This window comes from Pseudomonas sp. WS 5079 (assembly GCF_012985465.1).
Classification (GTDB): domain Bacteria; phylum Pseudomonadota; class Gammaproteobacteria; order Pseudomonadales; family Pseudomonadaceae; genus Aquipseudomonas.
The window spans coordinates 59,958-78,445 of sequence record NZ_JAAQWN010000007.1 but is presented as its reverse complement, the minus strand read 5'-3'; the positions used below and the strand labels follow the sequence as shown (position 1 = coordinate 78,445).

15 protein-coding genes are annotated in these 18,488 nt (G+C 61.7%); 9 read left to right on the top strand and 6 right to left on the bottom strand.

Annotated elements, in window-relative coordinates; translation table 11 throughout:
- Window positions 1-239 precede the first annotated feature (239 nt).
- Complete coding sequence (locus HBO05_RS19135; protein WP_169955036.1) at window positions 240-2,138, top strand: FTR1 family protein; 1,899 nt, start codon at window positions 240-242, stop codon at window positions 2,136-2,138.
- 63 nt (window positions 2,139-2,201) lie between these two features.
- Here the strand turns inward: HBO05_RS19135 and elbB are convergent, their stop codons facing one another.
- The gene (gene elbB, locus HBO05_RS19130) at window positions 2,202-2,867 is read right to left on the bottom strand and encodes an isoprenoid biosynthesis glyoxalase ElbB (protein ID WP_170042095.1); all 666 of its coding nucleotides are present in this window, start codon (window positions 2,865-2,867) and stop codon (window positions 2,202-2,204) included.
- A gap of 114 nt (window positions 2,868-2,981) precedes the next feature.
- Between elbB and HBO05_RS19125 the strand changes: the two genes are divergently transcribed.
- Window positions 2,982-4,217 carry a sterol desaturase family protein gene (locus HBO05_RS19125; RefSeq protein WP_172313725.1) on the top strand — a complete coding sequence of 412 codons (1,236 nt, stop codon included), beginning with the start codon at window positions 2,982-2,984 and terminating at the stop codon, window positions 4,215-4,217.
- Here HBO05_RS19125 and HBO05_RS19120 read toward each other — a convergent pair.
- Complete coding sequence (locus tag HBO05_RS19120) at window positions 4,198-4,842, bottom strand: DedA family protein (protein WP_169955033.1); 645 nt, start codon at window positions 4,840-4,842, stop codon at window positions 4,198-4,200. The genes HBO05_RS19125 and HBO05_RS19120 overlap by 20 nt on opposite strands.
- 218 nt (window positions 4,843-5,060) lie before the next feature.
- On the opposite strand from HBO05_RS19120, the gene hemB reads away from it, so the two are divergent.
- The 3 genes from hemB (at window position 5,061) to HBO05_RS19105 (ending at window position 9,958) form a co-directional block, all read left to right on the top strand.
- Window positions 5,061-6,074 carry a porphobilinogen synthase gene (gene hemB / locus HBO05_RS19115; protein WP_169955032.1) on the top strand — a complete coding sequence of 338 codons (1,014 nt, stop codon included), beginning with the start codon at window positions 5,061-5,063 and terminating at the stop codon, window positions 6,072-6,074.
- Window positions 6,075-6,092: 18 nt separating this feature from the next.
- A complete protein-coding gene (gene ppk1 / locus HBO05_RS19110; protein WP_169955031.1) occupies window positions 6,093-8,315 on the top strand; it encodes a polyphosphate kinase 1 in 2,223 nt (740 codons plus the stop codon).
- Window positions 8,316-8,455: 140 nt separating this feature from the next.
- The gene (locus HBO05_RS19105) at window positions 8,456-9,958 is read left to right on the top strand and encodes an amidase family protein (protein WP_262381045.1); all 1,503 of its coding nucleotides are present in this window, start codon (window positions 8,456-8,458) and stop codon (window positions 9,956-9,958) included.
- Between the two features lie 3 nt (window positions 9,959-9,961).
- Here HBO05_RS19105 and ppx read toward each other — a convergent pair whose 3' ends face one another.
- Window positions 9,962-11,464, bottom strand: a complete 1,503-nt coding sequence (ppx, locus tag HBO05_RS19100; protein ID WP_170042097.1) for an exopolyphosphatase — start codon at window positions 11,462-11,464, stop codon at window positions 9,962-9,964.
- Between the two features lie 480 nt (window positions 11,465-11,944).
- On the opposite strand from ppx, the gene HBO05_RS19095 reads away from it, so the two are divergent.
- The 4 genes from HBO05_RS19095 to HBO05_RS19080 all read left to right on the top strand — a co-directional run bounded on the left by HBO05_RS19095 (window position 11,945) and on the right by HBO05_RS19080 (window position 16,466).
- Window positions 11,945-12,592 carry a DUF1120 domain-containing protein gene (locus HBO05_RS19095; RefSeq protein WP_170042098.1) on the top strand — a complete coding sequence of 216 codons (648 nt, stop codon included), beginning with the start codon at window positions 11,945-11,947 and terminating at the stop codon, window positions 12,590-12,592.
- Window positions 12,593-12,735: 143 nt separating this feature from the next.
- On the top strand, window positions 12,736-13,428 hold the full coding sequence (locus HBO05_RS19090; protein ID WP_172313723.1) for a fimbria/pilus chaperone family protein: 693 nt from the start codon (window positions 12,736-12,738) through the stop codon (window positions 13,426-13,428).
- A gap of 49 nt (window positions 13,429-13,477) precedes the next feature.
- Complete coding sequence (locus HBO05_RS19085) at window positions 13,478-15,907, top strand: fimbria/pilus outer membrane usher protein (RefSeq protein ID WP_172313895.1); 2,430 nt, start codon at window positions 13,478-13,480, stop codon at window positions 15,905-15,907.
- A 4-nt stretch (window positions 15,908-15,911) separates the two neighbouring features.
- Entirely contained in the window at window positions 15,912-16,466 is a 555-nt protein-coding gene (locus HBO05_RS19080) for a hypothetical protein (protein ID WP_178123952.1), read from the top strand.
- Here HBO05_RS19080 and HBO05_RS19075 read toward each other — a convergent pair.
- The 3 genes from HBO05_RS19075 to HBO05_RS19065 are packed head-to-tail and all read right to left on the bottom strand — an operon-like array spanning window position 16,438 to window position 18,477.
- Window positions 16,438-17,175 carry an amino acid ABC transporter ATP-binding protein gene (locus HBO05_RS19075; protein ID WP_169955027.1) on the bottom strand — a complete coding sequence of 246 codons (738 nt, stop codon included), beginning with the start codon at window positions 17,173-17,175 and terminating at the stop codon, window positions 16,438-16,440. The two genes, HBO05_RS19080 and HBO05_RS19075, sit on opposite strands and share 29 nt — an antisense overlap.
- Complete coding sequence (locus HBO05_RS19070) at window positions 17,162-17,812, bottom strand: amino acid ABC transporter permease (RefSeq protein WP_172313721.1); 651 nt, start codon at window positions 17,810-17,812, stop codon at window positions 17,162-17,164. The genes HBO05_RS19075 and HBO05_RS19070 overlap by 14 nt, the downstream gene beginning before the upstream one ends.
- The gene (locus HBO05_RS19065) at window positions 17,809-18,477 is read right to left on the bottom strand and encodes an amino acid ABC transporter permease (RefSeq protein WP_170042101.1); all 669 of its coding nucleotides are present in this window, start codon (window positions 18,475-18,477) and stop codon (window positions 17,809-17,811) included. The genes HBO05_RS19070 and HBO05_RS19065 overlap by 4 nt, the downstream gene beginning before the upstream one ends.
- Window positions 18,478-18,488 lie beyond the last annotated feature (11 nt).

Genomic DNA, 18,488 nt, shown 5'->3' with positions numbered 1-18,488 from the left:
CAGGAAGCTTTTTCCTACCTATTCCTCATAAAAAGAGGAGCCTAAATGCCGATTCGCGATAACGAAGGCGGCGCATTATAGGCCTCGTTACTGGCAAAACAATGGCTTTTCAGCGGCATTGTTTAAGGTTTGTGCCACTACCCAGGGCACAGATTTCAGCCGCCAATCACTAACGCCTTGAGTCAAACCCATTAACATTCGACAATATGTTACTTCTTGTTTCCATCTGAGATTCATTCATGACTGCCCCCTCCCGTTTTCTCGCCTGGCTGTTGTTGCCAGCGTTGGTGTCGTGCAGCTTCAATCTGCTGGCTGCCACCGCAGAAGGTGCGCCCCAGGCCCTGCATTTGCTGGACTACATTGGCGCCGACTATCCGCCGACGGTGCAGGCGGGCAAGGTGGTCGATGAGTCTGAATACCGTGAACAGGTGGAGTTTCTCGGCGTGTTGCAGGGGCTGGTGGCAGAACTGCCGGACAAGCCCGAGCGTGAGGCGCTGGTCAAAGGCGTCGATGAGCTGCTGGCCGCCGTTACCAGCCATCAGGACGGTAACGCGGTAGCACGCCAGGCCCGGCAACTGGGGGCGCAGTTGGCGGTAGCCTATGAAGTCAGCCAGGCGCCGGCCATTACCCCGGACCCGACACGTGGCGCGCCGCTGTACGCCCAGCATTGTTCGGTGTGCCACGGTGACGCCGGGGCGGGCGATGGCCCGGCCGGTGTCGGCATGACCCCGCCGCCGGCCAACCTGCGCGATGCGCAGCGCCTGGACCGCCTGAGCCTGTATGGCATCTACAACACCCTGGGCCTGGGCGTCGAAGGCACCGACATGCCGTCGTTCGCCGACCAGCTGGATGACCGTCAGCGCTGGGACCTGGCGACCTACATCGCCGGCTTCACCGCCGACCCGGCCGCTGCAAAAAGCGAAAAATCCTTCAACCTGGCCGACCTGGCGCGCCAGACCCCGGAAGAGGTGCTGGCCGCCGAAGGGCCGGACGCCGTCCGGGTGTTCCGCGCCCAGCGCGCGCAGCCGCCGCAGGTCCAGCGTGGTCCGGCGCAGTTGCTGGAGTACACCGCGGCGACCCTGGACAAGAGCCTTGCGGCGTTCCGCAGTGGTGAGCACGAGCAGGCCTACGACCTGTCGGTAGCGGCGTATCTGGAAGGCTTCGAGCTGGTGGAAAGCTCACTGGATAACGTCGATGCCAACGTGCGCAAGGACACCGAGAAAGCCCTGATGGCGTATCGGCAGTCGTTGCAGGACGGATTGCCAATCGAGCAGGTCCAGCAGCGCCTGGATGTGGCCAAGGGCAAACTCACTGAAGCGGCCGGCCTGTTGGGCGGCGACGGCCTGAGCTGGTCGTTGAGCTATATCTCGGGCTTGCTGATCCTGCTGCGTGAAGGGCTGGAAGCGATCCTGGTGCTGGCGGCGATCCTGGCCTTTTTGCGTAACACCGGCCAGCAGTCGGCGGTGCGCAGCGTCAACGTCGGTTGGGCGCTGGCGTTGGTCGCTGGCGCGGCGACCTGGGCCCTGGCGGCGTATGTGATTGACGTCAGCGGCGCCCAGCGTGAATTGCTCGAAGGCTGCACGGCGCTGTTTGCCAGTGTGATGGTGTTGTGGCTGGGGGTATGGATGCACGATCGGCGCCACGCGGCCGCCTGGCAGGACTACATCAAGAGCAGCCTGGTCGGCGGTGGCGGGCGTTTTGGGTTTGCGATCCTGGCGTTCTTCTCGGTGTACCGCGAACTGTTCGAGGTGATCCTGTTCTACGAAACCCTGTGGCTGCAGGCCGGTCCTGCCGGGCATAACGCGGTATTGGCCGGTGGTGCCACGGCGCTGGTGCTGCTGATGGGCCTGGCGTGGATCATCCTGCGCGGTTCGGCGAAGTTGCCGTTGGCGCTGTTCTTCGGCATCAACGCGGCGTTGCTGTGTGCGCTGTCGGTGGTGTTCGCCGGGCATGGCGTCAAGGCATTGCAGGAAGCCGGCATTTTCGGTACCCGGCCGGTGGCGTTCTTTGACTTCGACTGGCTGGGCATCCATGCCGATGCGTACTCGTTGAGTGCCCAGGCCGTGGCGATCATTGCGATTGTGGTGCTGTACAGCCGCAGCCGCTTGGCCGAGAAGCGCCGGGTGGCGGCTTCCTGAAGGTACTTGCGGTCAAATTGTGGGAGCTGGCCAGCTCCCACCTGTTTGATCGGCTTCGCTCGTTCAGTCGTTCTCGTGGGTCAGTTCCAATACCCGGTCCACCAGCTTGTTGATCCCCGATGCCACTTCGCTGATGTTCTTGCCCAGCATATAGGCCGGCGTGCTCACCAGCTTGCGCGCCTTGTCTTCGACGATTTCGTCTACCGCGCATTCCTGGTGGGTCGCACCCATCTTGTCCAGGGCGGCGGCGGTGTCGGCGTCGTTGCCGATGGTGCAGGTCACGCCTGGGCCGTAGATTTTTGCCGCCAGGGCCGGCGAAATGCAGATCAACCCCACCGGCTTGCCCGCTTCGGCAAAGGCTTCGGCCAGTGCCAGTACGTCCGGGTTGACGCTGCAACCGGCGCCTTCGACGGCAAAGTTCGACAGGTTCTTCGCCGCGCCAAAACCGCCGGGCACGATCAGCGCATCGAATTCTTCCACGCGGGCCTCGCGAATGTCCTTCACCTCGCCCCGGGCGATGCGCGCCGACTCCACCAGGACATTGCGCGACTCAGGCATTTCTTCGCCGGTGAGGTGGTTGATCACATGCAACTGCGCGATGTCCGGGGCAAAGCACTGGACATCGGCGCCGCGCTGATCCAGGCGCAGCAGCGTGATAACACTTTCATGGATTTCAGCGCCGTCGTACACGCCACAGCCGGAAAGGATCACTGCAATCTTTTTGCTCATGGGCATTTCTCCTGATTTATGGCGTTAAATGTCTACTTATTTGTCGCGCATTGCCAATGGGACAACCGGCCACTGCACTAATCTTGGTGTAACAATAATTGACCGGACTGGCCCATGGACTTCGTCCCTTACGCGGTACCGTTTTTCATTGCCCTGATTGTGGTCGAACTGTTGGCTGACCGTTGGCGCGGCGAGCGCAACTACCGGGTGGCCGACGCCATCAACAGCCTGAGCACCGGTGTATTGTCCACCACCACTGGGCTGTTGACCAAAGGCGTCGGGCTGCTGACCTATGCCTTCGCCCTCAAGCATTTGGCGCTGTTCGAGATGCCGGCCCAGAGCGTCTGGACCTGGGTGTTCGCCTTTGTCTTCTACGACTTCTGCTACTACTGGCTGCATCGCTGCGGCCACGAGCGCAATATCCTGTGGGCGGCGCACTCGGTGCATCACCAAAGCGAGGACTACAACCTCACCACCGCCTTGCGCCAGACCAGCACCGGCTTTTTGCTGAGCTGGGTCTTCTATCTGCCGCTGGCTGTCGTCGGCGTGCCGCTGCTGGTGTTTATCAGCGTGGCGTCGCTCAACCTGCTGTACCAGTTCTGGGTGCATACCCGCCATGTGCCCAAGCTCGGCTGGTTCGAATGGTTCTTCGTCACACCGTCCAATCATCGGGCCCACCATGCACAGAACGCTCTCTACATGGATCGCAACTACGGCGGGGTGTTCATTATTTGGGACCGTTTGTTTGGCTCGTTCCAGGAAGAAGACGAAAACGAGCCGGTGGTCTTTGGCGTGACCACGCCTCTGGCCAGCTGGAATCCGCTGTGGGCCAACCTGCAGTTTTATGCACAGCTGTGGAGTGACGCCCGGCGTACCGAAAATGGGTGGGACAAACTGCGTATCTGGTTCATGCGCACCGGCTGGCGCCCGGCGGACGTCCAGGCCAGGTACCCGCTGGCCAAGCCGGACCTGAGCCAGTTCCGGAAATTCGAGGTGCCCCTGGACACGCGCCAGCAGATTTACATCGCCCTGCAATTTGCCGCGTATGTGGGTTTTGGCAGCTATTTGATGAATGTCGGCGAAGGCATGCCGACCGCTGCGCTTGTGTTGGGCTGGAGTGTGATGGCACTGGGCTTGTTTACCCTGGGCGTGGCCCTGGAGAATCGCCCGTGGGCCTTGAAGGCCGAGCTGCTGCGGTTGGGGCTGAACGTGCCGTTGGTGTGGCTGGCGCCGCTGGTCGGGTTGTGGCCCGCCAGCGTGCTGGGCTGGCTGGGGTTGGCCAGCTACAGCCTGCTCAGTGTCATCGGCCTTTACTGTTGCCGGGGCCGGCTTACTCGATTGGCGTCGTAGGCTCGGGCTTTTTCGGCTCGGCCAGTTGCTCCTGCTCCAGCCGGGCTTTTTCGGCCGCGCAGTTTTCCCGGGTCAGGCGGGCGTTGCGGATGCGCCGGCGCAGCCACAAGCCCAGGCCGAGCACCAGCAAGGCGCCGAGTACCCACAGCTCGTACTTCTTGACGCTGCCCAGCATGCCCTCGAGCACGGCGCCGAAGTGATAGGCCGCAGCACCCAGCGCTGCCGCCCAGATCGCCGCGCCGATGCCGTTGAGCAACAGGTAGCGCCCCGGCGGGTAGCCGGACAGGCCAATGGCCACGGGCATGACCGTACGCAAGCCGTAGACGAAGCGGAAACTCAGTACCCAGATATCCGGGTGCCGGCGGATATGCTCCAGCGCCCGATCGCCCAGCAGTTGCCAGCGTGGCTTGCGCGCCAACAATTTGCGCCCGTGCTTGCGGCCCATGAAGTACCAGAGCTGGTCGCCGGCGTAGCTGCCGAAGAACGCGACCACCACCACCACGTTGATATCCATGTATCCGCGGAACGCAAGGAAGCCTGCGAGAACCAGGATGGTCTCACCTTCAAAGAACGTCCCCAGGAAGAGGGCAAAGTAGCCAAAGTCATTCAGAAATTGTTGGAGCATTGTCTGGGTGCTGGCGAAATGAACGCGCAGCCTACGCCTTCGTGAACATTCATGAAAGTATCGAGATGTGTCACGAAGTGAACATTTCCTACGTAAAGCATGAATGCGGCTACAGGTCGCATGCCAGTTGGATGAGTAAGCACAACTGTCATTCCTTCGTCATAATGGCCGCTTATAACTGTCACGCTCGCCCGTCAAGCCGGGCTCAGGAGTCTGCCGTGAGCTTTACCCCCGCCCAACGCCTGTTTCCCGCTACCCGCCTGCGCCGCAACCGTCGTGATGATTTTTCTCGCCGCCTGGTCCGTGAAAACGTACTGACGGTGGATGATCTGATCCTGCCGGTGTTTGTGCTGGACGGCGAAAATCGCCGGGAAGCGGTGGCGTCGATGCCGGGTGTCGAGCGCTTGACCATTGATCTGCTGCTCGAAGAGGCGGCGCAGTGGGTTGAACTGGGGATCCCGGCGCTGGCGCTGTTCCCGGTCACGCCGGCCGGGCTCAAGTCCCTGGACGCCGCCGAGGCCTGGAACCCTGAAGGCATTGCCCAGCGCGCAACCCGCGCCCTGCGCGAGCGTTTCCCCGAGCTTGGGGTGATCACCGACGTGGCGCTGGACCCGTTCACCACCCACGGGCAGGATGGCATCTTGGATGAAGAGGGTTATGTACAGAACGACATCACCGTCGACGCACTGGTCAAGCAGGCGCTGTCCCATGCCCAAGCGGGCGCCCAGGTGGTGGCCCCCTCGGACATGATGGACGGTCGGATCCAGGCGATCCGCGAGGCGCTGGAGCTGGCCGGGCATGTCAACGTGCGGATCATGGCCTATTCGGCCAAGTACGCCAGCGCCTACTACGGCCCGTTCCGCGATGCGGTCGGCTCGGCATTGAACCTGGGCAAGGCCAACAAGGCCTCGTACCAGATGGACCCGGCCAACAGCCACGAAGCCTTGCACGAAGTGGCGGCGGACCTGGCCGAAGGCGCCGATATGGTGATGGTCAAGCCTGGCATGCCGTACCTGGACATCCTTTATCGGGTCAAGGAGGAATTCAAGGTGCCAACCTTTGTCTATCAGGTCAGTGGTGAATACGCCATGCACATGGCCGCGATTCAAAATGGCTGGTTGGGTGAAGGCGTGATCCTTGAGTCCCTTACCGCCTTTAAACGTGCGGGTGCTGATGGCATCCTGACTTACTTTGCCGCCCGTGCCGCCCAATTGCTTAGAGAGCAACAATAGCCCTCACAGGAACACTCGATGAATACCGAAGGACTCACAGAAGTTGCCGTAAAAGATGCGCACCCGGTGGTTGAACAGGTGGCCGAAACCCCGCCGGAGCTTGCGCCCGAGCAGCCTGCCGTGACCGCGGAGCCGGTGGTGGCGGCACCGCCTATCGTGATTCCGAACCTGGACGACAGCAGCCTGTACATCCATCGCGAGCTGTCGCAACTGCAATTCAATATCCGCGTGCTGGAACAGGCGCTGGATGAGTCCTACCCGCTGCTCGAGCGTTTGAAGTTCCTGCTGATCTTTTCCAGCAACCTGGACGAGTTCTTCGAGATCCGTGTCGCCGGCCTCAAGAAGCAGATCACCTTTGCCCGCGAGCAAGCCGGCGCCGATGGCCTGCAGCCGCACCAGGCCCTGGCCCGTATCAGCGAGCTGGTGCACGGCCATGTGGATCGCCAATACGCCATCCTCAACGACATCCTCTTGCCGGAGCTGGAAAAGCACCAGGTGCGCTTCATCCGCCGCCGCAACTGGACCGTCAAGCTCAAGACCTGGGTTCGTCGCTATTTCCGTGACGAGATCGCGCCGATCATCACCCCGATTGGCCTGGACCCGACGCACCCGTTCCCGCTGCTGGTGAACAAGAGCCTGAACTTTATTGTCGAGCTCGAAGGGATCGATGCCTTTGGCCGTGATTCGGGCCTGGCGATCATTCCTGCACCGCGCCTGTTGCCAAGGATCATCAAGGTACCGGAAGAGGTCGGGGGGGCTGGCGATAACTATGTATTCCTTTCGTCGATGATCCACGCCCACGCCGATGACCTGTTCCAGGGCATGAAGGTCAAGGGTTGCTACCAGTTCCGCCTGACCCGTAACGCTGACCTGGCGGTCGATACCGAAGACGTCGAAGACCTGGCCCGCGCCCTGCGCGGCGAGCTGTTCTCGCGGCGCTACGGCGACGCGGTCCGCCTGGAAGTGGCGGACACCTGCCCCAAGCACCTGTCGGACTACCTGCTCAAGCAGTTCAACCTGGCCGAGACCGAGCTGTACCAGGTCAATGGCCCGGTGAACCTGACGCGCCTGTTCAGCATCACCGGCCTGGACAGCCACCCGGAACTGCAATACACGCCGTTCACCCCGCAGATTCCGAAGCTGCTGCAAAACAGCGAAAACATCTTCAGTGTGGTCAGCAAGCAGGACATCTTGCTGCTGCACCCCTTCGAGTCGTTCACCCCGGTGGTCGACCTGTTGCGCCAGGCCGCCAAGGATCCTCATGTCCTGGCCGTGCGCCAGACCCTGTACCGCAGCGGCGCCAACTCGGAAATCGTCGATGCACTGGTCGACGCCGCGCGTAACGGCAAGGAAGTCACGGCGGTGATCGAACTGCGTGCGCGGTTCGACGAAGAATCCAACCTGCAACTGGCCAGCCGCCTGCAAGCGGCCGGCGCGGTGGTGATCTATGGAGTGGTCGGCTTCAAGACCCATGCCAAGATGATGCTGATCCTGCGCCGCGAGGCCGGTGAAATCGTGCGTTACGCGCACCTTGGTACCGGCAACTATCACGCGGGCAACGCCAAGCTCTACACCGACTACAGCCTGCTGACGTCCGACGACGCGCTGTGCGAAGACGTCGGCAAACTGTTCAGCCAGTTGATCGGAATGGGCAAGACGCTGCGCATGAAAAAGCTGCTGCATGCGCCGTTCACCCTGAAAAAGGGCATGCTCGACATGATTGCCCGCGAGACCCAGTTCGCCCTCGACGGCAAGCCGGCGCATATCATCGCCAAGTTCAACTCGCTGACCGATCCGAAGATCATTCGCGCGCTGTACAAGGCCAGCCAGTCCGGCGTGCGGATCGACCTGGTGGTGCGGGGCATGTGCTGCCTGCGTCCGGGCATCGCGGGCGTGTCCCACAATATCCACGTGCGTTCGATCATTGGGCGCTTCCTGGAGCACACGCGGGTGTTCTACTTCCTCAACGGCGGCGAGGAGCAGATGTTCCTCTCCAGCGCCGACTGGATGGAGCGCAACCTCGACAAGCGGGTGGAGACTTGCTTCCCGGTGGAAGGCAAGAAGCTGATCATGCGGGTCAAGAAAGAGCTTGAGAGTTATCTGACCGACAACACCCACAGCTGGAGCCTACAGTCGGACGGGCGCTATGTGCGCAACACGCCGACCGGCAACCAGAACCCGCGCAGTGCCCAGGCAACCTTGCTGGAGCGCTTGGGCAGCCCGGTGCTGACGGTCCGCTGATATCGGCCAGGCCTACACCCCCCACTGAGAAATCGGACAGCACCGTCAGATTTCCCAGGTTGGGGAGCCCAGGCTCCCGCTCCTAGACTGACCTCGGGCTATCAGGCGATAGCCTGTATAGCGCAGTTGAGGAGTTTTCGATGATCGGATCGGGCGTAGGAATCGGGCTTGAAGCCTCGGGTTTTTTTGAGGTGCTGGCCGCACCGCCGAAGGGCTACCGCAGTGCGCAGGCCATGTCGTCCGACATGGCTCGGGCGGCAGTCACTTCAGAGTCGCTGGTGCGCGATTCATTGCAAGGTATCGCCAACATCGACCAGGGTTTGCAGGGTGGCAATGCGTTCCTGCAGGTCAACCCCGATGCACGTGAACAGGCGCGGGCGCGCGATCAGGAGCGTGCCGGCGGTACCGTGCGCGGTTTTTTGCACGGCGTGCCGATTGCCCTGAAAGATGTCTTTGAAACCAGCGGTAAAATGCACACCAGTGCGGGTTCCCGTGCGCTGGTTGGTTCACCGGCGACCAAAAACGCCAAGGTTGTGGACAACCTGCTCAAGGCTGGCGCCGTGATCGTGGGCAAGACCAATATGAGCGAGCTGTCCAACTTCCGCTCCAGCGTGGCGGTCGATGGCTGGAGCTCCCGTGGCGGGCAGACCCTCAATCCCCATCGGCTGGGAGGGCAGGTGGCAGGGTCCAGTTCGGGTTCGGCGGTGGCGGTCGCCCAGGGCCTGGTACCGTTGGCACTGGGCATCGAGACCAACGGCTCGATCATTGCCCCGGCGGCCTACAACGGCGTGGTTGGTTTGAAAACCTCGGTCGGGCTGGTGAGCACCGAGGGCGTCATCACCAGTTCCAGGCTGGACTCGGTGGGCACGTTTACCCGCAGCGTGCGGGATGCTGGCGAAGCGCTCAATGCCATGACCGAAACCACCGGCTACACCGCCGGCCTGACGGCCAATGCCTTGCAGGGTAAGCGTATCGGCTACACCCCGCTGCCTGAGCTGTCGCCGCAGGCCGCCCAGAATCCGGCCCTGCGCGCAGACAGAAAGCACTACGAGGACGCGCTCGCATTGCTCGCGTCCAAGGGTGCAGTCATGGTGCCCATAGGCAGGCTGGACGCGAATGTATCGAATGAGACGTACGATCAATACAGCGACGCGCTGTTTGCTGGGATCAAGCAACGCCTGGAAGGCTACTTGGCCGGCCGGGAAGGGTTGCCCGTGAAGTCGCTGGCTGAGCTGATTGCGTTCAACGAGCGTGACAGGAAAACCGGGGAGCCGGACCAGGCGTTGCTGGAGCACATCAACAGCCTGGACGTGACGCATGAGCAGCGCGAGCAACTGTGGGCGGCCGTCCTGCCGACTTTCAAGGACACCCTCGATAAGCCGTTGAGCGAGCACAGGCTCGATGCCATCGTGTCGAACTTCCGCTCCGACAGTTACTACTTTGCCGCCGCAGCCGGTTACCCCGGCATCTCGGTGCCCTCGGGCATGGATGAGGAGGGTATGCCGACCGCGCTGCACTTTTGCGGCACGGGCAACAGTGAAGCCACGCTGCTCTCGGTTGCACACGGTTATGAACAGGCCTCGCAGGCCATCCGCGAGCCGGCGTTCCGGCCTGGCGTACCGCTGTCGTCCGAGAGGGTCTAGGTGTCAGTGCACGTTCAAGCTGAACCCCACCCGCGTCAGCCACTCGGCTTCCTGGGCGAAATCCGCCTGGGTCAGTTGGTTCTCGTCCAGCCAGTTTTTGGGGAACACCACATCCAGGCTGTCGCCATTGGCGCGCAGGGTGACTTGCGGCATCTGTTGGGTGCCTCGAATGTGATGGAACAGGATCGCAAAGCGCAGTAGGGCGCATAGGCGAATCAGCTTGATGCCCTCGGCGCCGAACTCGGCGAACTTGTCCTTGGGGATATTGCGGCGATGGCCGCGCACCAGCAGCGCCAGCATCTGCTGGTCCTCCCGGGAAAACCCCGCCAGGTCGGAGTGCTCGATCAGGTACGCGCCGTGCTTGTGGTAATGGTAGTGGGCGATGTCCAGGCCCACCTCATGGACCTTGGCCGCCCAGCCCAGCAGTTCACGCCAGACCCCGTCTTCCAGGTCCCAATCCTCGGCGACCTGGTCAAAGGCATGCAGCGCCTTGCGCTCGACCCGTGCCGCCTGTTCCAGGTCAACGTGGTAACGCTCCATCAGCGAGCCCAGGGTGCGCTCACGCACGTCTTCGTGATGATGGCGGCCCAACAGGTCGTAGAGCACACCTTCACGCAGGGCACCATCGCAATGGTCCATACGCTGCAACTCGAGGGCGTCGAAGATGGCTTCCAGGATCGCCAGGCCGGCAGGGAAGATGGCGCGGCGGTCGGGCTTGATGCCATCGAAGTCGATCTTCTCGGCATCGCCGAGCTTGAACAGCTTGCGCTTGAGCCAGGCCAGGCCTTCGGCATTCACTTCGCCAGTGCCATGGCCGCCGGCCTTCAGGGCCAGGCCGATGGCGCGGATGGTGCCGGATGAGCCGATGGCTTCATCCCAGGTCAGGCGGTGCAGGGCGTGCTCGATGCTCATGATCTCCAGCCGCGCCGCCGTGTACGCCTGGGCGTAGCGGGCCGGGGTGATCTTGCCGTCCTTGAAATAGCGCTGGGTGTAGCTGACGCAACCCATTTGCAGGCTTTCGCGCAGCAGCGGCTCGAAGCGTTGGCCGATGATGAACTCGGTGCTGCCGCCGCCAATGTCGGCCACCAGGCGCTTGCCGGGGGTATCGGCCAACGTGTGGGAAACGCCGAGGTAGATCAGGCGCGCTTCTTCACGGCCGGAGATGACTTCCACCGGGTGCCCGAGGATCTCCTCGGCGCGGCGGATGAATTCGCCACGGTTACGCGCTTCGCGCAAGGCGTTGGTGCCGACGATACGCACGGCGCCCTGGGGCATGCCGTTGATCAGTTGGGCAAAGCGCTTGAGGCAATCGAGCCCGCGCTGCATGGATTCTTCGTTGAGCTTGCGCTCATCGTCGATCCCGGCCGCCAATTGTACCTTTTCGCCGAGCCGCTCAAGGATGCGGATCTCACCGTTCTGGGCCTTGGCCACGACCATGTGAAAGCTGTTGGAGCCCAGGTCGATGGCGGCGATCAGGGACAGATTCTTGGCTTGGGATTGCGGCATGGGTAGGGGATCTCGGTCGATAACCTTGCCATCGTGCCACGATCAAACGCTGGCGCCAACGCGTAGTGCTCGGTGATTTGTCTTACCCCTGCTCTCGATCAAGTTTTGTAGGAAATGTAGGGCAAATTCCCGGGCGGCCTATGACATCTCCCTAGTGGTATGTAGGGGGTTATAAAGTTTTTCAAAAGTTGAAGTGCTTATGCGGTTTCCTACATGGCGGCGTTAATTATGCTGATCTTTAGTTTGCTCTGGACTACTTCTGTAGTTGTTAAAAGGGACGGTTGTATTTAACAGGTCTCACAGGGTTTAAGGTGTTGTCTTATATTTATTAGGTGGTGGTCAGGGTGAAACTGTCCTTCGGCAATGATGCCGTGGTGTTATTTATTTATGGCTTTGTGTTTCATCAAGGAACTAAAAGTGGGCGGTAAACTGCCTGGATTAAATAAATAACGCCTGACACTTTCTAACGACAGGTTGATCATGAAAAAAGCATTGGGTTTGACGATGGGCATTATCTGCCTGGCAGCCAGTATCGCTGCCCAGGCAACAAACGTAGCGCAACTGGTGGTGCGGGGGACGATCACTCCCACCTCCTGCAACCTGAGCCTGGGTGGTGGTGGGATCATCGACTACGGGACCATCCGCTCCGGCGAGTTGTCCCAGACCGCCTTCAACCCTCGCGAGGAGCGAACCACCTCGGTGTCCGTCAACTGCGGCAGCACCCCGGCCAAGTTCGCCCTGGCCCTGACCGACCTACAGGCTAGCAGCAAGGTCACCGGGATCCTCGGTGCCGGCTATACCGAGGCGCAGAACTTCGGCTTGGGGGCCGTATCGAACCGGCGTACCGGCGGTTACTCGGTCACCCTGCGCGACCTGAGGTCGTCAGGGGTGGTGTTGAACCCGATCATGCGGTCGGGCACCGGCGCCTGGCAGGTCAGTGATGGCAAAGTCGCGCAATCCCCCAGCCAGTATTCGTGGCGCAATGGCGCGACCATTACTCCGGCAGCCGTTGCCCAACTGACCGGTGTGATTGCGGTCAAGGCGGTCATCAACAAGGCGCAGGACCTGGACCTCACCCGGGATGTCACGCTGGATGGGCGGGCTACTTTAGTACTTAGTTACATCTAAGCACTTATAAAAACAGCCGATATTGCAACGGAAGTTTTCTTGGTACTTCCGGAACTTGTCGGCTGCTTTTGCGTGGGCACTTGTTTGTTATTTGTTTGGGTCGTTGCGGAGAAAACACTGTGAGTTGTTTTTTGAAAGCAAGTGTGACGCTGTTGAGTTGTTCAGCTTTACTGTTTTGCGCAAGTGGCATGGCCTTCGCCGATGGCATGCAGCCCGAGACAACGGTGGTTGTGCTCTATGAAGAAGACGGTGAAGCGACGATCAATCTCAAGAACACCGATCCGGGTCCCGCGTTACTTCACTCGGTGATTGAAAACATCCCGGAAGATCAAGAGCCGCTGCTGGTTGTCACGCCGCCGATTAGCCGGGTCGAAGCAGGTGAAACCCAGTTGGTGCGTTTTATCAGCACCGCCGCTGCGCCGCTCAAGACCCAGCGCTTGAAACGCGTGTCCTTTGAAGGCATCCCCCAGGCCCGCAGCCCCGGCGGGGCGACCATTGGCATCACGCTGCGCCAGAACCTGCCGCTGATCCTGCATCCCAAGGGGCTGGCCAGGCACCAGGCACCCTGGGAACTGCTGAAGTGGAAGCGCCAGGGCAGTGGCCTGGTCGTGTACAACGACAGTGCGTATGTGGTGCGGTTGGCGCTGGAGTTGCAACTGCTGCCGGGCAAACAGCTGGCGACCCTGCCGCGCAGCTACATCCTGCCGGGTGAGACCCTGGCGGTCGCGACCCAGGGCGCCCTTTCCGCCGTCAGCTCGGTGGTCCTGCAGCCGGCGACTGTCTACGGGTTCAGCGTCGACACTTACCAAGCCAATGTGGCCGATCATGGGAATTGACCGGGCGGTGGGCAAGATGACGGGTGGTGCCCGTTGTTCGGGGCTGTTCATGGGCCTGGCCAGCCTTTTCGGGGGGCATGGGGAGGTGGTGGCCATCGAGCTGGGGACGGGGTTTGACCTGGCGGCCCTGACCACCCATGGCATTGATCCAAAAGTCTCGGAATACTTTCGCAGTGCCGCGCGTTTTCGCGAGGGTGTCCAGGTGGTCGGGCTGCGGGTCAATGGCGCCGCATTGGGGTTGGTCGACGCTCGTTTCGACTACCAGGGCCAACTGTGCTTTACCCGAGGGCTGCTGGACAAGGCCGGTTTGCGGGTGCCATCGGTGATCTTGCAGGCCGGTGTCACGGCCGATCAGGCATGCCATGACTTTATTGGTGAGTATCCGGCAACGATAGTGCGGCTGCGCCCCGGCAGTGACGAAGTATCCCTGGTGGTGCCCACGCAATCGTTGCGCGAGGCGCAGTGGGAGGCGGGCAGCTTCAGCCAGGGCGGTACGGCCGCCATGCTCAACTACGATGTGCTGGGGTTCGACAGCCATGCACGTGATGGCTCCAGCCGGTTTGTCTCGGCCTATACCGAGGCGGGGTTCAACCTGGGCAACTGGGTTGTGCGCAGTCGGCAGTTCTACATTTCCGATAATGGCAGGGGCAGCAGCGAGCATGTGTATGCCTACGCCCAGCGCGATTTCGCGGCCCTGCAATCGACCTTCCAGGCAGGCCAGATTTCCAGCCGCAGCCCGGTGTTTGGTGGGCTCCAGCTTTCGGGCTTCCAATTCTTTCCCGATGGTGTGGCGCGCCTTGGGAGCGCCAACGGTGTAGTGGTCGAAGGCCTGGCCCATAGCCAGGCGAGGGTTGAGGTGCGCCAGTCCGGGGTACTGATTTATTCGACCCTGGTGCCTGAAGGCCCCTTCAGCCTGACCGGTCTGCCGCTGCTCAATGGCACCAGTGACCTGGACGTGAGTGTCATCGGGACCCGGGGTGGCAAGCGCAGTTTCGTGGTGCCGGCGGCGTCGTTCGGAGCCCAGGTGCCTGTGGCGCCTGGCTTCGACTTTGCCCTGGGCAAGGTGCGCGAAACGCTCGTCAGTGGCCGGGAGCAACCGGTGGTGGCGATGGGCAGCGGTACCTGGGGCCTGGGCGCAGGCACGGCCCTGGGGTTCGGCGTGCTGGGGACAGATGAATATCATGCGGCCGGTGGTACGTTGAGCCGGGTGTTTTTCCAGCGGGTTTCGCTGACGGCAAGGCACAACATGTCGCGTGACCAGGTCCGTGGCGTGGGCGGCACGCGCAATGCCGTGTCGCTGGGCAGCCCGTTGGGCGCCGGGGTTGAAGTGAACCTGAGTGCTACCACCCAGAGCCGAGGTTATCGGGATGTCCTGGAGGCAGGCGCCGTCTCGAACAAGGACTTTCTGGATGCGCGTTTCCAGCGCCAGTACACCGCCGGGCTGAGTTGGGCCGAGCCGCTGTTTGGCGCGCTATCTCTCAGCTATTCGCGCAGCACCCAGTTTGACGGGCAGGGTGCCGAACACGTATTCGCGTCGTGGAACAGGCGTTTCAGTGAGGTTGATGTCGCGTTGATCGCCGACTCGCAAACCGGCCCGTCGCGCCGCCGAAAACGCCGTTATGCCGCCAATGAGGAGCTTCCCTCGCAAGGGATGTCCCTGCGCCTGCAGGTCAGCCTGCCCTTTGGCGAGAGCCGTCGCCTGACCTCCTACGCCAGTCGGCGCAATGGCCGCTCCGATATCGGCACATCCTTGTCGGAACGGGTCAATGAGTATGTGGACTATGAGGTTGGAGCCGAGCGCGATCTGACGGACCGCCAGCAATCGGTGCACGGGCGGGTCGATGTCATGCCGCGCTACACCCGCATAGGTGCGGGAGTGAACCGCGACGCCTCGGGAACCAGCTACACCGGGCAATTGCAGGGCGCCGTGGTGGCCCATGGGCAAGGGCTGACTTTTTCGCCCTACCCGGTACAGGACACGTTCGGCCTGCTGTCGGTGGGGAATATCTCGGGCGCCAAGGTCGAGACGCCCCAGGGCCCGGTCTGGACCGACTATCGCGGCCAAGCGGTCATTCCTGGGCTACCGGCGTACAGCAACAGCCACCTCCAAGTGCAGACCCAGTCGCTGCCCAAGCGCGTCGACCTCAAGAACGGCACCCAAACCCTGGCGGCTGCACGCGGCTCGTTCAATACCGTGGAATTCCAGGTGGTCAGTGCCCGCCGTGTTCTATTGACTGCCCGTGATCAGCATGGGCGCACGTTACCCCAGGGAGCTGCTGTGTTTGGCACCGACAAGGCCTTTGTGACCAGCGTGGTGGGCGAAGGCCTGATCTTCCTGAATGACAGCCAGCCCCAGCAAACCCTGAGTGTCCAATTGCCGGATTCGACCAAACCCTGCCTGTTGCAACTGAACCTTGAGCCAGAGCCCTCCAATGACAAACTTTATGAAACCGCCTCGGCCACCTGCCAAGGGTTGTAAATCGGTGAGCAGGTTTTATCAGCGCCTGTTGTTCGTTATCGCAATATTGGCCAGTGAAGCCAGTGTCGCCAATTGCCAGTTGGTTTTAAGCCAGCCTCGCGTCGACTTTGGCATATTGCGCCACGCGCAGTGGCTCGATGGCCCCGCCAGTTCACCGTCATTGGGCAAGCGTACGGTGGTGCTGAACGTGGTGTGCATCGATCCCGTGCCCATGGCGATCCGGTTTGGCGGGTTGCCTGCGGGAGGGCGGGGGTTTCGGTTTGGTGACGAGGGCGTCGTTACCTTGAGTATCCGGCACTCCCAGCTGGATGGCCGCCCCGTGGACCTGGCCGTCGACGGCTCGACCGGCGATCAGCTTGTGCCCGGGCAGGTGCTGATCGCCCGGGCCGCAGGCGTACCGGTGACAGGCCGGCGATTATCGGCGCAGTTGGAGGTCGACCCGTATCTGCCGGTCGATGCGTTCTCTGTGCGCCGTGAAACCACATTGGAAGGGCAGGTCCAGGTCGAGTGGGTGCCGCACGGGGCTGGCATCAGCCCGGCTGCTCCACAGAACCAATAAAGTTGGCTAGCTCAGCGGTGCGCGGTTGGGCAAACAGAACCTTCGGGTCGCCAACCTCATGTACCTTGCCCTGGTGCATGAACACCAATTTATCGCCGACTTCCCGGGCAAAACGCATCTCGTGGGTGACCATGATCAAGGTCATGCCATCCTTAGCCAGTTGGCGCACCACTGTGAGCACTTCATTGACCAATTCCGGGTCCAGCGCCGAGGTGATCTCATCGCACAGCAACACTTTGGGCGACATCGCCAGTGCCCGTGCGATGGCCACCCGCTGTTGCTGGCCGCCGGACAGACGATCCGGGAAGGCATCGAATTTTTCCCCCAGCCCGACGCGCTCCAGCATCTGTCGCGCCAGGTCCGCGGCCTTGGCCTTGGTGACTTTTTGCACGACCTGGGGCGCGAGCATGACGTTTTCGCCCACGGTCAAATGGGGGAACAGGTTGAATTGCTGGAACACCATGCCGACCTTCTGCCGCAGGCTGCGCAGGTCGGCGCGGGCCGCGTCGAGGTATTCGCCGTCGACTTCAATCACCCCGTCGTTGATCGACTCCAGGCCATTGAGGGTGCGCAGCAAGGTGGATTTTCCCGAGCCACTGCGGCCGATGATCGCCACCACCTGGCCTTCCTCGACCGTCAAATCGATGCCCTTGAGCACATGGTGATCGCCGTAATACTTGTGCAGCGCGGATATTCTAAGCAGAGGCATGCAGTCTCCTTTCCAGGTAGCGGGCACTGAGGGACAAGGGGTAGCAGAGCAGGAAGTAACCGAGTGCCACCAGGCTGTAGACCATGAAGGGCTCGAAGGTGGCGTTGGCGAGCATGCTGCCGGTCTTGGTCAATTCGGTGAAGCCGATGATCGACGTCACCGCCGTGCCCTTGACCACCTGCACCGAGAAACCCACTGTCGGCGCCACGGCAATTCGCAGGGCCTGGGGCAAAATCACGTAGCGCAGTTGCTCATAAGGGTTGAGGGCCAAGCTGGCGGAAGCTTCCCACTGGCCATGGGCGATAGCGTCGACACAGCCGCGCCAGATCTCGGCCAGGTAGGCGCTGGTAAACAGGGTCAAGGCAATCGCGGCGGCCAGCCACGGTGAGATATCGATCCCCAGCAAGGCAATGCCGAAGAACACCAGGAACAACTGCATCAGCAGCGGCGTGCCCTGGAACAGTTCGATATAGGTGCGGGCAATATTGCGCGGCAGTGCCTTTTTGCTGATGCGCAGGGCCATCACCAGCAAGCCGATCAGCCCGCCGCCGATAAACGCCACCAGCGACAACAGCAGCGTCCACTGCAGGCCGGTCAGCAGGTTGCGCACGATGTCCCAGAACGAAAAATCACTCATCGGCTGTTCCTCATCACATAGCGGCGGCCGATCCAGTTGAGCAACTGGCGGATCATCAACGCCATGCACAGGTACACCAGGGTGGTCAGCGCATAGGTTTCAAACGCACGGAAATTGCGGGACTGGATAAAGTTGGCGGCAAAGCTCAACTCTTGCGTGGCGATCTGTGAGCACACCGCCGAACCGAGCATCACGATGATGATCTGGCTGCTCAGCGCCGGCCACACCTTGCCCAGCGCCGGCAGCAACACCACATGGCGGAACGCTTCAAGGCGCGTCATTGCCAGCGCCGCTGCGGCCTCCAGTTGCCCACGGGGAATCGCCTGGATCCCGGCGCGAATGATCTCCGTGGAATAAGCCCCCAGGTTGATCACCATCGCCAGCACCGCTGCCTGCCATTCGGAAATCTGCAGGCCCAGGGACGGCAAACCGAAGAAGATGAAGAACAACTGCACCAGGAATGGCGTATTGCGGATCAACTCGACATACACCCCGAAGAGCCAGCAGAACGGCTGGATTTTCCATGCCCGCACCACGGCGCCGACAATCCCCAGCGCCACCCCAAGGATGGCGCCGATAGCGGTCAGCTCCAGGGTGAACAGCGCACCGCGCAACAACAGGTCGGTATTGGCCAGCACCGGCACAAAGTCGAATTGATAGGCCATGGATCAGCTCC

Bases quoted from the DNA above. Each gene is read 5' to 3' on its own strand.
- HBO05_RS19135 (WP_169955036.1), top strand. From the start codon at position 240: ATGACTGCCCCCTCCCGTTTTCTCGCCTGGCTGTTGTTGCCAGCGTTG.
- elbB (WP_170042095.1), bottom strand. From the start codon at position 2,867: ATGAGCAAAAAGATTGCAGTGATCCTTTCCGGCTGTGGCGTGTACGAC.
- HBO05_RS19125 (WP_172313725.1), top strand. From the start codon at position 2,982: ATGGACTTCGTCCCTTACGCGGTACCGTTTTTCATTGCCCTGATTGTG.
- HBO05_RS19120 (WP_169955033.1), bottom strand. From the start codon at position 4,842: ATGCTCCAACAATTTCTGAATGACTTTGGCTACTTTGCCCTCTTCCTG.
- ppk1 (WP_169955031.1), top strand. From the start codon at position 6,093: ATGAATACCGAAGGACTCACAGAAGTTGCCGTAAAAGATGCGCACCCG.
- HBO05_RS19105 (WP_262381045.1), top strand. From the start codon at position 8,456: ATGATCGGATCGGGCGTAGGAATCGGGCTTGAAGCCTCGGGTTTTTTT.
- ppx (WP_170042097.1), bottom strand. From the start codon at position 11,464: ATGCCGCAATCCCAAGCCAAGAATCTGTCCCTGATCGCCGCCATCGAC.
- HBO05_RS19095 (WP_170042098.1), top strand. From the start codon at position 11,945: ATGAAAAAAGCATTGGGTTTGACGATGGGCATTATCTGCCTGGCAGCC.
- HBO05_RS19085 (WP_172313895.1), top strand. From the start codon at position 13,478: ATGGGCCTGGCCAGCCTTTTCGGGGGGCATGGGGAGGTGGTGGCCATC.
- HBO05_RS19075 (WP_169955027.1), bottom strand. From the start codon at position 17,175: ATGCCTCTGCTTAGAATATCCGCGCTGCACAAGTATTACGGCGATCAC.
- HBO05_RS19070 (WP_172313721.1), bottom strand. From the start codon at position 17,812: ATGAGTGATTTTTCGTTCTGGGACATCGTGCGCAACCTGCTGACCGGC.
- HBO05_RS19065 (WP_170042101.1), bottom strand. From the start codon at position 18,477: ATGGCCTATCAATTCGACTTTGTGCCGGTGCTGGCCAATACCGACCTG.